We start from the raw sequence: 12,889 nt of genomic DNA, 5'->3' as shown, positions 1-12,889 counted from the left end.
TAAGGTTATCGACGGCTCCTACCCCGTGATAGCCTTTTTTCGTTTTCACTTGCTGCATAAGCCAAGCACACCATGCGCTCCTCAAATGTCAGTTCCAACCAAACTTGTCCAGTGACGTTCAACCCCTCACCTCCTCTCAAGAACCCACATTCAACCGAATCGTATTTTGAGTGCTTCATGAACTAGCGCTAAATTGTTACTGTCCAGATAATCCATATCGGCCAGATTGACCTTAGCTAAGTTAGCATTGAATAGGTGTAAGGCCAGGTTAAGCATGAACTTTTCCGCTAGGCTCCAGGGTTTGGAAAGCCGCTTCAGCGCTGCTGACTCGATGATGCCACCCTCCAGGTCAAAATACTTGGTAGTCAGGCACCGACGAAGACTCGGTTGATTCATGAACAGATACAATGTGCTCCGCCAGTATTTATCCTGGTATAGATGTTGTGGGATCTCCAACGGATAAGCTCCTTTCCGGAATTTCGATATCATACAAATCCAGATCAGCCAAGATGATCCGACGTTGCTGCTCAGTGAGCTTATCAAGATTCGCTGTGAGCCAATCCACTTGTTTAGGTGTAGGCTCGTCCCACACGAAGCAGTGGCAAGCTGAGTCTCCTGCGGGTCCAGTAGATGAGCTGCAGCCAAACTTAATGAAATTGGCAACTTTGTTGCTGTCGCCATCAAAGGCGATGTTATACTTGGCAACCAGCTCAGCAGCTAGTTCACGATGCTTTCCATAAGGGCAGCCATAGAATTTACCGTCAGGAGCCAGGAAGCCAGACACGCCGAACTTCACTTTCTCCCCAGCTGTAATTGTTGCGATGCCAATTGACTTAGCTGCACAGCCCATTTTGCAGTAAAGGTGCTGGCCATAACGTACAGCGAGCTGACCCTCCACGATCTCTGCAGCACATTCAGGATTAGCGCAGAAGTCCATTACTTCTGGCGGTGCTAGGCTTGGTGTTTTGTTCAAGTCGATAAACCTCCATTCGGTCTGTAATTACGAGCTTCTTCATCCCTTTTCCATTGATTAAGAGAGTTACTGCTGAATAGGTATCTAGGGTTCTTACTCCCTTCGGCTCCGTGCATCCGATGTGGAATTGCCTTAGATTTAACGAGTTTTCTAAGCGTGTAATCCGAAATACTAAGGTACTCACAGGCTTGAGCAAAAGATAAAGTACGATCAGTATCCGCAACTAGACTTTCCAAAATCCGCTTCTCAGCTGCAGATACTTGAGTCGCTACGATGTCAGCAATTGCTTGTTCAAGGGCTGTCATTATCACTCACTCCTAGCACCAACGCATCCAACGAAACGCCCAGCGCGTTTGACAATTTAACCAATGTTTCAGCATACGGACCTTGTTTTTTCTTTCCTATGTTGTACAATGCTGATACGGCAACTCCGCTTTCTTTTGATAGGCGGTAAATTGTCCACCCTTTTGCATCAATTAACTTCTGGATATTTACCTCGATTGTTTGACCCACTGTGCTCACCTCCTGAACACATGATATAACTCCATTGTGTTATAAACAACCGCCGTTATAACCCGATAGAGTTACAAAATGCGACATTCTCTCCCGTTTACTTTGAATCGCTTGACTTATCTCCCTTTTCTGTTTTATTATAACTTCATAGAGTTATAACCCAATAGAGATATACATAGGAGGCATTTTAGGTGGACTTAGCAGAAAAGATATTAGAACTAATGGAAGAACAAGGTATCACTACATACCGACTCTCTAAAGAAACTGGTGTCTCCTATACAGGTCTTACTAAGATTCTTTCTAGACAAACAAAGCATCCACAAATAGATTCAATTCAAGCAATAGCAAATTATTTTAGTAAGCCCGTCGACTACTTCACGGATCAAGAAGAAGATCACGACAAACCTGAATGGGCAACAACCAAAGATATGAGAGATTTCAAAAAGATGCTTGAGGAAGATGAGCCTATTATGTTTGATGGAGTTCCTATGAGCGCCGAAGATAAAGAAAAAGTAAAACGTGTTATGGAGGCTTTATTCTGGGAAGCCAAAGAATTGAACAAAAAAACATATGGTCGCAAAAAGAAAGAGGACTAAAACTTATGGACGATATCGTTCAGGGACTCATCAAGCGATTCAAGACAAACGACCCTTTCATAATTGCAGAACGACTTAACATTCATATACGATACTGTAATTTAGGTAACAGCACTCGAGGGTTTTATTACAGGAAATTACGTCGGAGATTCATTGTTATCCATGATGGACTCAATGATCCTTGGAAAAGGTTTGTGTGTGCCCATGAACTCGCTCACGACCGACTTCACCCAGGCATCAGTAGATTTTATATCGATGAACAGTCATTCTTTAGTGCAGGTAAGTTTGAACGACAAGCTAATCTGTTTGCTGTTAAATTGCTTATGTCAAATACGAGCGCTGATCCAGGAGAAACTAAAAAGCAGCTACTTCAACGTTGTTCTATCCCAATAGAATTGCATAAATATTTGTAAACTTGCGCTTTCACTGCCGCGAGGCGGTTTAACATACACAAAAATAGAACACTAGTTCTTTTGAAGGGAGAAATTGTAAATGGCTTACAAAGAAAAACGAGGCGTGAATTCCTGGAAACTTGTAGTAGATGTTGGAGAGAAAGCAGATGGCTCCCGAGATCGTAGATCCAGAACAATCCGCGTTGAAGACAAAGCGCTTCTAAAAACAAAAAAGAAATTGGAGACCTATTTGGAAGAGGAGCTCCTAAAATTTAAAATGGAAGTGGAATCAGGTGAGTATATTGCACCAGAGAAGATGACTTTTGGTGCTTTTGTAGAAGAGTGGCGATCAAACTATGCATCAGATCATCTTGAGGAGAAGACCTTATATTCTTACGAGGTTAATTTGAAAAAGCATATACTTCCTACCCTTACGCACCGGAGATTGGATCAGATCAAGCCACTGCACATCGTCAATCTTTTAAAAAGTCTCGCTCAACCCGGAATGAAAAGAGGCGGCGGAGTACTGTCTTCGGCTACTATTCAAATGGTTCATAGAATCGTGAAAAACATATTTACTCGGGCTGTTGAGTGGAAGGTTATTAAAGACAACCCAGCCGCAGCCGTGCAAAAACCAAAAGTGATTAGCAAAAGAAACATACCCTACAGCGAAAAAGAAGTTACGGAGATGCTTGCAGCCCTTCAAAAGGAACCTATCCACTGGAGGCTTTTTGTAACTATGGCAGTAACTTCGGGATTGAGAAGAGGTGAGCTTTTAGGCTTGGAAGAGAAACATATCGACCTCTCTACTGGAGTAATAACTGTTGAACAAAGCGTATCTATCGCTATCGCAGGGACTGCGCATGTTAAACAGCCCAAAACGGCAAATTCGATTCGGAAAGTAACCTTACCTAGTGTTGTATTAGAGGAGTTGCGGGAATATCTGGAGAGCCGAAAAATAGAACGTGAGGCTTTAGGCGAGACGTGGAATGACGGAGGATACGCTTTTATCTTCTCACACCCTGACGGTAAAGCCTTCCACCAGGAGCGTCCTTATTTATGGTTCAGAAATTTTCTGAAGAAAAATGGACTAAGGTATATTAGGTTTCATGATTTGCGGCACACCTCAGCTACTTTACTCATTAACCAAGGTGTTCACGCTAAGATCATTTCTGAACGATTGGGGCATGGGAACATCAGCACTACAATGAACATATACGGACATGCTCTTCAGTCAGCTGACCAATCTGCTGCAGATAAATTTAATTCACTTTTTGATTCTCGCCCCCAATTTGCCCCCAACGATGATGAAAAACCTCAAAAACCCTTATAGATCAAGCATGCCACCGACTCCACATGCACCGTGTGTGGAAACATGTCCACCGGCGTTACCTCAACCGTGCGATACCCACCATCCTCCAGCACACGCAAGTCACGTGCCAAAGTGCTCGGATTACAGCTCACATACACCACACGCTCCGGTTTCATCTCCAGAATCGTATCCAACAAACGTGGATCGCAGCCCTTACGGGGCGGATCGACAACGATGACGTCAGCTTCGATGCCTTGTTCTTTCCAGCGTGGGATAACATCCTCTGATGCACCCACTTCAAACTTCACGTTCTTCATCTCGTTCAACAGCGCATTGCTACGCGCATCTTCGATGGCTTCAGGCACGATCTCCACTCCGTACACCTGATCCGCATGTTGCGCCAGGAAAAGAGAGATCGTACCGATGCCGCAATAGGCATCGATGACTGTCTCTTTGCCGCTCAGTCCTGCGTACTCTACCGTCTTCCCATACAGCACTTCCGTCTGTACCGGATTCACCTGATAGAACGAACGAGCCGAGATTGCAAACTGCACATCACCGATATAATCATAGATCACATCACGGCCCCACAGGACGCGGGTCTCATCGCCAAAGATGACGTTGGTCTGCTTTTTGTTCACATTCTGGCAGATGCTCGCCACATGCGGAATCGCTTCACGAATACTGCCGATCCATTCGTCCTTGTACGGAATGTCTCGACCATTCGTGACCAGAACGAGCATCATCTCGCCTGTACGGAATGCCTTCTTCACAACGACATGACGCAGCAGACCGCGACCTGTCTCTTCGTTATACGCGCTGATGCCGAGATGGCTGCCTAGCTCCTTGACCTTGGCGACGACTTCATCGTTATGCTCATGCTGAATGAGGCAGGTGTCCATGTCGATGATCCGATGACTTCCTTTGGCGTAAAAACCACCTACCAAGCCGCCCTCGGCTGCACCGATAGGCACCTGCGCCTTGTTGCGATATCGCCATGGCTCGTCCATCCCCATGGTAGGCAGCACACGAATGCCTTGTTGCTCTGCACCTTCTGCATCCTCCACCAGCACATTCAGCTTGCCGATCCGCTGCAAATTATCCACCACCAGCTGGCGTTTCCACGCAAGCTGTCCGGCGTAACTCATATGCTGGATTTGACATCCGCCGCATTGATCGTAGATCGGGCAAGGCGCGGATACACGATCCGGGCTGGCCTTCACAATCTCCAGTAATTTGGCGTAGCCGTACTGCTTCTTGGTTTTCATCACTCTCACGCGCACGGTTTCGCCCGGAAGCGCACCTTGCACGAAGAGCGTGTATCCATTGGCACGGCCGACACCCTCACCATCATGGTTCATGCCGATGATATCGATGACAGTCTCTTCATTTTTGCTAACCGGAAGTCCTTCGATTGGTGCAGATTCACGTTCCCGTCCCTTTGGACGAACGGCAGAAAGAGATGCGCCTTGTGGTCGCACCTCTTTCCCTTGCTGACGTGTTGATGGACGAGATGATTTGCTCGACTGACGGGATGCTGAAGCATTCCCTTGCCGCCCCTGAGAGGCAGCCGAATTCCGGCGGTTTTTTCCACGACCGCTGCGGTTCGTATTAGACAACGTACATTCACTTCTTTCTTCTTATATGTTCATCCCTTGTGCAAGGGAGATTTAATTCATTTTCAGGCTCCATGAGATTATACGTGATCCCATTGCACACGGCAACAGGAAATCACGCTTTCTCCCCGATCCATACTACGCTTAACGATACAACATCAGGTGATGACGCAGGTTCGTAAATGCGGCTGGCAATGTACCGCCCAGCTCACCATCCAGGTTCAACTGCACATAGCCCGGCGATGTCACTTCCATATAATCCGTTTGGAAATGAACGACCTTTTTGTCATTCAGATGTTCACCACGCAGCGCAAGGGTTACGAGGCGAATCATGTCAGCCAAATTACATTTGCGCACACCGATCACATCGAACAAGCCATCATCAATGGTCGCACCCGGAGCCAGCTTCTCGAAGCCCCCGACGGAGTTTGTATTGGCAATGAGGAACAGCATGAATTCATCATGAATCTCTTCCTGTCCTGCCGCACGGATAACCAGCTCCTGCGGAGACAGGCTCGCCATTTTCTCAATACCCTTCATATAATAGGCAAGTTGCCCAATCATCGTTTTCAGACGACTTGGCACCTCGTAGGTCAGTTCCGTTAACGAACCCCCACCTGCGATATTGATAAAATATTTATCATTCGCCTTGCCCAGATCGAGCGGACGAAGCTGCTGGTTAATAACCAGATCCACGTAATCTTCCCACTGTCTCGGAATACCCAGTGCACGCGCGAAATCATTCGTCGTTCCCAAAGGAAATACACCCAGCGGTGGACGATTCTCACGCTCGGCCATACCATTAATGACTTCATACAACGTACCGTCGCCGCCAGCGGCAATAATCATGTCATATCCGCGCTCAATCGCCAGCTCCGCCTCCCGGGTTGCATCTCCCTCACCCGTTGTTGCGTGACAAGAGGCTTCAATGCCACCTTGATCCAAACGCTGCAAAATATCAGCCAGACGTTTCTTCATTTCTTCCCGGCCCGAGGTCGGATTATATATTAAGCGAGCTTTTTTCATCTCATACGCCACCTATTCCACATTATCCATGAGTCTTAATGACCTCATTTTGTTTCCACCTGCGAGTGACCACAGCCGGGTATCATTTTACACAATGATTCATTTCCGTTAATCCTTCGCCAACACTTTTTCTACCTATATATATGCATAAGGAATTCCGTCTCATTCCATAGCCTTTATATTCTATCATATCATCAAATGTGAAGATGTCCTAGCCTATGATGAATAAGTAATTATTATCATATCGAATCAGTTCAAAATTTTACATGAGGATAACATTATCAATATATGCTAAAGAATTCACTTACTCCACACTAGCCATGTATTGGCATTTATGCTTTCTGTAACTTCCGAACCTATCTATCCTTTACAAAATAAACCTTTCGCACTCGTCTTGAATCTAGTCCTATCGTCTTCCTGTCGTTCACAACCATCCATCACCATTCTGCCCGCTTGGGCCGGAAATAGTCTTATCCCCTCTCAAATCATGAGAACAACCATGCCCTTCAAAAATTTTACAAATATCTAAACGAGATGACAAATAAAATGAAACCTTTTCCAATATAGTCGTAATGCATCCTCAACAAATCACACTATCATACCCATGAAGGAGATTACCCAATGAAAAGAATCGTATTATTGCTCATGGTTTCACTCCTGGCCTGTATTCCCTTTGTCACAGCCGTTGAAGCAGCCGTAATTAATCATGATCAGGTTGTCGGATTCCAGGAAGAAAGCCCCGTCACAGTCACGCAAATAGCAGCCAAACGTTTTCAACCTTACCTAAAAGTCTACCATGGATGTGTTCCATTCCCCGCAGTGGATCAGCAGGGCAATACCAACGGCGGCTTGCAAACTTCCGGTTCCTCGAATGGAAACTGCAGTTCAAGCACAGGCCAAGTGTACTCCCGTTCGGCATGGCACAATGGCGTATGGGCGATTATGTATGCATGGTACTTCCCGAAAGACTCTCCTTCCTCCGGCCTCGGTCATCGTCATGACTGGGAAGGTATCGTTGTATGGGTAGACAATCCCAATGGATAGGATTTGAGGATTTTGTGCTGCGACATGGGCAGTTCACGAATGTTGCACCAAGTAATACGAACCTGAAAGGTACCAATCCGTTGATTAGCTATAATAGTACCTGGCCTCTAAATCATGAGCTTGGTGTAACGGGGACCGTGGGTGGAATGCAGCCTTTGATCGGCTGGGATGATCTAACGTCTGCCGCGCGTAATGCGCTGAATACAACAGATTTCGGCAGTGCCAATGTTCCGTTGAATGACAGCAATTTTACAAACAATTTAAACAAGGCCTGGTTCAGATAAAAAAGTAAAATCCCCTTCAAGTAGACCACAGAACTTGGAGGGGATTGTTTTTGCAACTACATATAGTTTAAAAGCCAATTTTTCTGCCTGCACGTAATTGCTTATACCAGAAATATACGGTGCAGCCCACACAGTAACCGAGCAATGCGGCACTTGCAGCGAGGAGAAGCATCGACGAGAAAATGTAACCTGCTACCTGCCAACCAAGGCCGAACGAGATAAGTGCCAGCGTAAGAAATAATACTGCCAAAATATTGTTGAAGCGTTGCAGTTCCACTGCCTGCGTCTCTGTCCCTTTTCCAGTTAACACGGCCTTCGCAATCTGCACAAACAGATTAAGCTTACCTCCGGATACCAGACCGACGACTTGGATGATCCATAATGCTCCCAGAATTAACGGCTGGTTGAACAGAAACGACAGGACGACAAATAGAACAATCCCGATCTGGTTCGCTTTGACATAGCGCATAGGTACTTCTCGCATCTGCATATCTCCTTATCCCCATTTTATTAGTTGGTTTAATTGTAGTCGGGATTGGGACATTGAGCAATAGGAAAATGTGTGCAGGATGCTCACTATAGGCAAATTTTCAGAAGAAATTTCACTTTTAAACAGTGAGCCATCTCATTTGAGGTTAGAATATTCCTTTTTGAGTACATCCCAATGAGGAGTGGGCGTGTGGGTAGCCTTTTTCCAATCGGTAAATGCATCATTTAACGCCTCGATCTCTCCATAAGAACCCGCAACCAGTTTATACACCGGAAGCATACTATAAATCTTCAATAGAAGGTAAAACATCCGTTGATGCTTGCGAATCAGTTTGGCCTGAATCTCCGGTATTATCGTTATGCCCATAGCCTCCAGCACGCGAAAACCCTCATCCATCGCCCCAATCATATGCTGGAGCTGCTTTCTGTTCCCATCCAGCTTGATCATTTCGTGCTTCTCATTAAAGCTCACCGCATTAAGCATCAGAATGGGCACCATATGGCTTTTTAGCCAGGCATCGATATCGTCCAGGTAATTCAACTTGTATTTCGTCTTCTCAAAAGCTTGATCCAGTATCGATTTAAAGGCAATTTCACGGTCCAGCCCACCAATCACCATTTGCCCGCTTGCTCCACCAATGGATAACATCCTCTCTTCTTGCCGCCTCCCACCGCTGACCTGAAAACCAAACGCGATCCTTTTTTCCTCCTTGCTGTTTTCCTCCAAAAAGATTTGCATGCGTCGTGCATCTGCGTTGTTGCCGACAATCACAATATTGCTGCTCTGATTGGCCGCCAGAATGGGAAGCACGGATGGAAAATCGTTATATTTCATAACCACGAAGATAAGATCATAGCGATCATTCTCTTCCAACGTTCTTGTTACCCGAACCGGATCAACGGTTGTTTTAAACTGGAACACATGACGAATGACGATACCATCCCTCTCCAGTTCCTCTGCCCGCTTCCCTCTAGCCAGAATGGTGACGTCATTTCCCCCGCGCACCAGAACCTGCGCCAACTGACTGCCCAGAACGCCTGCGCCATACACTAATATATTCATTAGTTATCCCTCTATTTCAAATTTTTATGGATATTCGTTGCTTTATCAACAGTTGTTGATAAAATAAGAGTAACAAAGCATCTGCAACGCTTCAATCGCTAAAACATCCGTTTTTGTTGAATAATCAACGAATGAATCCATATTGTTGAAAACTTCTGAGGAGAAGCCATGGACAGACGAGTTGCCAAAACAAGAAAAGCCATAACCGAAGCCTTTATCGGGCTGTTGGAAGAGCGTGATTTCGAGCAAATTACGATTAATGACATTGCTGATCGGGCCGATGTTAACCGTGGTACCGTCTATTTACACTATACAGACAAGTTTGATTTGCTGGATCAAAGCATCGAGACGTATTTGCAGCAATTGGTGGAGAGCTGTATGGTCGAGAGTCCTACTACTCCCATGACCGTTAAGGAGGCTTTGCTCCGAACCTTCCGTTACCTGGAGCAGCACGCTCCCGTTTATACCACGCTATTAACTCGAAAAGGCATCCCGGCATTCCGAAATCGACTCATGACGCTCCTGATTCAGGGGGTCGAAGAGCAGGTTGATGCGTGCGGCATTCACAAGGGACTTAACAGGGAGATCACTATACAGTTTCTGGCCTCTGCCGCTGCTGGTTTGCTGGAATGGTGGATTATGAATTCCATGCCTTATCCAGCAGAGGAGATCGCCGAAGAATTAATCTCTATGCTGGAACTTCATCTGATTCTTCCCGCAACGGTATAGGGGAAATATCGCTTTATTCCATAATTAATACAGGGCCAATGATTGGATAAATAGGAGATCGTAAGTTGCTGCGACTCCTCCCTGCATGCTGAACTTATTCTCATACTCCCTATACATATCAGTGAACAATCGTCGCAAGCTGTAACCTGATACCGTTACTGCTTCTGAAGTGCTAGCTCCCATCCCTTTAACCGAATACAGAAAATCTCTTGCGGAAGCATACTTTTCCTTATGAATTGAACGCTCACAATTGAAATTCGAAAATCCGGATTCCTGGAGCATGGTTTCCCATTGGACAGGCGATGCAAACGACAGTCCATGTCGCTGTGGTTCCATTCCGTTCACTCGATAAACTTCATTAAACGCTTCATGCATCTCACGAAATGTATCCGGCCCGAAGGTCGTAAATATCAGCAAGCCTCCGGGGCGCAGCATACGCCGCAGTTGACTCAGTGTTTCCTGCGGAGAATTTAGCCATTGAAAACAGGCGTTAGAGACGATGATATCCACTGAGGACTCCGGAGCATTTACGGCCCACATTTCGATATCTGCCTGTAGAAAACGTAAATTATCCGTTGTACAATCCCCAGTATCTGGATGCTGTACTGAACGGAACCGTTTCGAAGCCAATTCGATCATCTCGGGTGCAATGTCAATTGCAGTGATCTTCGCACTGGGCCATGCATTCACTACGATTTGAGTCAGAGCCCCCGTGCCACAACCGATTTCGAGAATGCTCGGCTCACCTGGCATCCCTTTATTTTTCCATTCTGCGAGAGATCTTGCTAACTGATCAGCCATCGAACGCTGCACATGCGCATGTGTATCGTAAGAAATCGCACTACGATTAAATTGGCGTTGAACAGCACTATTTCTACTATTGGTCACGCCACCACCTCCTCCATTCATCCGCTATGTGTGCTTCCCTTCCCAAAAAAGGTGCATGCCCGCAGGCGGTTATTGAAATTAACTCGGCATGGGGTAATTGAGCCACAAGCTCCAATCCAGCACCGTAAGGGCAAATTTTGTCCTCAGTCCCGTGAAAAAGAAGAACCGGACAATCTATACTCGGCAGTTGAGATAAGCAATTTTCGGTTCGTAACAACTGAAGACCTGCCAGTAGTGCTTGGGTTGTCCAGCTACCCATTTGAGGTAGACTTTCAGCAAGGCCTGTTTCCCATTCTTGCTCCGTAAACATCATCTTTCGAAAATTCGTTTCAACTGCATATCGATCCCTTGAGATCCCTTTGATCATCTGCCTAACGTATGCATCTGCCATGCCACGGTCAAGCTCTTCTTTGGATCGGGTAAAACGCGCGGTTGCACCGAATAACACAAGACCATCAGCGTAGCCTTTAGCCGCTAATCTAAGCGCCAGCATACCTCCAAGCGACCAGCCTGATATCAGAAGCGGACCATGAAGTGCCTTTTCCCTGCAAGCCAACCCTCCACCAAATAAAATATTCCTCACTGCCGTCTCAACTAGACATAGCATGTTCTCCGGAGAATCGGCAGTGCTGTAATCAACCGAAATATGCTGGAAATCAGGCAACAACAGGCGAAGACGTTCAAACACCGTATCAGGCATACTCCAACCCGTTAGCCACACTATGGTTCCGCTTGTCTCTTGCTTTATTTGCAGTAAATTCTGATCCGGTGCACTCATGAGTTCACCACCCCCAATTGAAGCCCGATCTTGCCGATTAGTGCAACTGCATCGCTCAGTTCCTTAGGGGTATGATCAGCTGATAAAGAGAAGCGAATTCGCGCTGTGCCGTCAGGAACAGTAGGCGGCCTGATGGCAACTCCGGCAATACCACCTTCTTCAAGGGCCGCACTGAAACGAAGAGCTCTTTCGTTATCACCGACGACTATTGGAACAATAGGAGAATCCCCGGGCCCAACGTTAAATCCGGCATCACCAAGTGAAGAACGAAATAACTTACTGGCTGAGTAGAGACGTTCACGACGCCAATGATCATTTTGTACCAAGGTTAACGCTGTTGAAATCCCTGCGACGAGAGAAGGAGGTAAGGCCGTTGAATAGATAAGCGGCCTTGCTTTGTTAATGAGAAAGCGGATTAATGTACGGCTGCCGCAGACATAAGCTCCATATAAACCAAACGATTTGCTAAATGTCCCCATATGCACATCCACATCATTTTGCAGACCAAGCTTAGAGCATAGTCCTTCACCCCGTTCCCCGTAGATCCCCCCGCTGTGGGCCTCATCCACCATCAGCATTGCCCCGTACTCCTGTTTGAGCGCAACGAGCTCACGCAAGGGTGCTTGATCCCCATCCATGGAAAAGACGGCATCCGTAACAATCAGCTTACGTCGTTTATCCCGGTGTTTGTTCAATAACACCTTCAGATGCTCCATATCATTATGCCGATACCGGGCATGCTCTGCGCGGCTCAGTACAATCCCATCCACGATACTCGCATGGTTTAATTGATCACTGAAAACCACATCCCCCCGGCCCACGAGTGCACGAATGACACCGGAATTAGCCATATAACCATTTGCAAAAACAAGTGCTGCCTCACTATGCTGCCAAGCGGCCAGCGCTTCTTCCAGACGGCTATACAGCGGACGGTTCCCAGTGACAAGGCGAGATGCCCCCGAACCCCCTCCTTCGGTAAGAAGCGTCTCGCGAATCGTATTGATGATAGCGGGATGTTGTGCAAGTCCCAGATAATCGTTGGAGGCCAGGTTGAGGAGCACTCGATCTCCTCTCAACGTATAACCTGGACCATCCGGAACCACGGCACTGTCACGAAAGTAACGTTCATTGGAAGCATTCGCCAATAACGCAAGTTCTTTTTCCATCCAGTTCATAGTCTTTACCG

General features: G+C 46.5%; 15 protein-coding genes and 1 pseudogene. 5 read left to right on the top strand and 11 right to left on the bottom strand.

Annotation, left to right across the window (positions count from 1 at the left end):
- Positions 1 to 150: 150 nt before the first annotated feature.
- Genes QP794_RS27020 through QP794_RS27005 form a run of 4 tightly spaced genes read right to left on the bottom strand, consistent with a single transcriptional unit; the run spans position 151 to position 1,486 of the window.
- Positions 151 to 456, bottom strand: a complete 306-nt coding sequence (locus QP794_RS27020) for a hypothetical protein (RefSeq protein WP_285079824.1) — start codon at positions 454 to 456, stop codon at positions 151 to 153.
- Positions 425 to 973 (bottom strand): hypothetical protein, encoded by a 549-nt coding sequence (locus QP794_RS27015; protein WP_285079823.1) that lies wholly within the window; start codon positions 971 to 973, stop codon positions 425 to 427. Before QP794_RS27015 ends, QP794_RS27020 begins: the two co-directional genes overlap by 32 nt.
- Positions 970 to 1,278, bottom strand: a complete 309-nt coding sequence (locus QP794_RS27010) for a helix-turn-helix domain-containing protein (RefSeq protein ID WP_285079822.1) — start codon at positions 1,276 to 1,278, stop codon at positions 970 to 972. The genes QP794_RS27015 and QP794_RS27010 overlap by 4 nt, the downstream gene beginning before the upstream one ends.
- Entirely contained in the window at positions 1,265 to 1,486 is a 222-nt protein-coding gene (locus tag QP794_RS27005) for a helix-turn-helix domain-containing protein (RefSeq protein ID WP_285079821.1), read from the bottom strand. The genes QP794_RS27010 and QP794_RS27005 overlap by 14 nt, the downstream gene beginning before the upstream one ends.
- Before the next feature lie 191 nt (positions 1,487 to 1,677).
- Between QP794_RS27005 and QP794_RS27000 the strand changes: the two genes are divergently transcribed.
- The 3 genes from QP794_RS27000 to QP794_RS26990 all read left to right on the top strand — a co-directional run bounded on the left by QP794_RS27000 (position 1,678) and on the right by QP794_RS26990 (position 3,807).
- The gene (locus tag QP794_RS27000; RefSeq protein ID WP_285079820.1) at positions 1,678 to 2,082 is read left to right on the top strand and encodes a helix-turn-helix domain-containing protein; all 405 of its coding nucleotides are present in this window, start codon (positions 1,678 to 1,680) and stop codon (positions 2,080 to 2,082) included.
- Positions 2,083 to 2,087: 5 nt separating this feature from the next.
- Entirely contained in the window at positions 2,088 to 2,495 is a 408-nt protein-coding gene (locus tag QP794_RS26995) for an ImmA/IrrE family metallo-endopeptidase (RefSeq protein ID WP_285079819.1), read from the top strand.
- Positions 2,496 to 2,574: 79 nt separating this feature from the next.
- The gene (locus tag QP794_RS26990) at positions 2,575 to 3,807 is read left to right on the top strand and encodes a tyrosine-type recombinase/integrase (protein WP_285079817.1); all 1,233 of its coding nucleotides are present in this window, start codon (positions 2,575 to 2,577) and stop codon (positions 3,805 to 3,807) included.
- Here QP794_RS26990 and rlmD read toward each other — a convergent pair.
- Together rlmD and QP794_RS26980 are read right to left on the bottom strand one after the other, a co-directional pair.
- The gene (gene rlmD / locus QP794_RS26985) at positions 3,792 to 5,405 is read right to left on the bottom strand and encodes a 23S rRNA (uracil(1939)-C(5))-methyltransferase RlmD (protein ID WP_285079816.1); all 1,614 of its coding nucleotides are present in this window, start codon (positions 5,403 to 5,405) and stop codon (positions 3,792 to 3,794) included. The two genes, QP794_RS26990 and rlmD, sit on opposite strands and share 16 nt — an antisense overlap.
- 141 nt (positions 5,406 to 5,546) lie before the next feature.
- The gene (locus QP794_RS26980; RefSeq protein WP_024633504.1) at positions 5,547 to 6,428 is read right to left on the bottom strand and encodes a diacylglycerol kinase; all 882 of its coding nucleotides are present in this window, start codon (positions 6,426 to 6,428) and stop codon (positions 5,547 to 5,549) included.
- 621 nt (positions 6,429 to 7,049) lie between these two features.
- On the opposite strand from QP794_RS26980, the pseudogene QP794_RS26975 reads away from it, so the two are divergent.
- A pseudogene (locus QP794_RS26975) lies at positions 7,050 to 7,756 on the top strand (NPP1 family protein).
- A 67-nt stretch (positions 7,757 to 7,823) separates the two neighbouring features.
- Here the strand turns inward: QP794_RS26975 and QP794_RS26970 are convergent.
- Positions 7,824 to 8,240 (bottom strand): DUF4395 domain-containing protein, encoded by a 417-nt coding sequence (locus QP794_RS26970; protein ID WP_285079814.1) that lies wholly within the window; start codon positions 8,238 to 8,240, stop codon positions 7,824 to 7,826.
- Between the two features lie 141 nt (positions 8,241 to 8,381).
- Positions 8,382 to 9,308, bottom strand: coding sequence for a ketopantoate reductase family protein (locus QP794_RS26965; protein ID WP_285079812.1), 927 nt, complete (start codon positions 9,306 to 9,308; stop codon positions 8,382 to 8,384).
- Between the two features lie 168 nt (positions 9,309 to 9,476).
- Between QP794_RS26965 and QP794_RS26960 the strand changes: the two genes are divergently transcribed.
- Complete coding sequence (locus QP794_RS26960) at positions 9,477 to 10,037, top strand: TetR/AcrR family transcriptional regulator (RefSeq protein WP_285079811.1); 561 nt, start codon at positions 9,477 to 9,479, stop codon at positions 10,035 to 10,037.
- A 24-nt stretch (positions 10,038 to 10,061) separates the two neighbouring features.
- Here the strand turns inward: QP794_RS26960 and bioC are convergent, their stop codons facing one another.
- From bioC to bioF, 3 genes are read right to left on the bottom strand one after another with little or no spacing between them, the layout of a single operon-like run.
- Positions 10,062 to 10,925, bottom strand: a complete 864-nt coding sequence (gene bioC / locus QP794_RS26955; RefSeq protein WP_285079809.1) for a malonyl-ACP O-methyltransferase BioC — start codon at positions 10,923 to 10,925, stop codon at positions 10,062 to 10,064.
- Positions 10,915 to 11,703: an alpha/beta fold hydrolase gene (locus QP794_RS26950; RefSeq protein WP_285079808.1), complete on the bottom strand. Its 789-nt coding sequence runs from the start codon at positions 11,701 to 11,703 to the stop codon at positions 10,915 to 10,917. Before QP794_RS26950 ends, bioC begins: the two co-directional genes overlap by 11 nt.
- Positions 11,700 to 12,878: an 8-amino-7-oxononanoate synthase gene (bioF, locus tag QP794_RS26945; protein ID WP_285079807.1), complete on the bottom strand. Its 1,179-nt coding sequence runs from the start codon at positions 12,876 to 12,878 to the stop codon at positions 11,700 to 11,702. The genes QP794_RS26950 and bioF overlap by 4 nt, the downstream gene beginning before the upstream one ends.
- Positions 12,879 to 12,889 lie beyond the last annotated feature (11 nt).

Origin of the sequence: Paenibacillus sp. UMB7766-LJ446 (assembly GCF_030226665.1) — a bacterium.
Lineage (GTDB): Bacteria > Bacillota > Bacilli > Paenibacillales > Paenibacillaceae > Paenibacillus > Paenibacillus vandeheii.
Note: the sequence above shows the minus strand (reverse complement) of the source record. Positions and strands in the feature narration are given on the sequence as shown.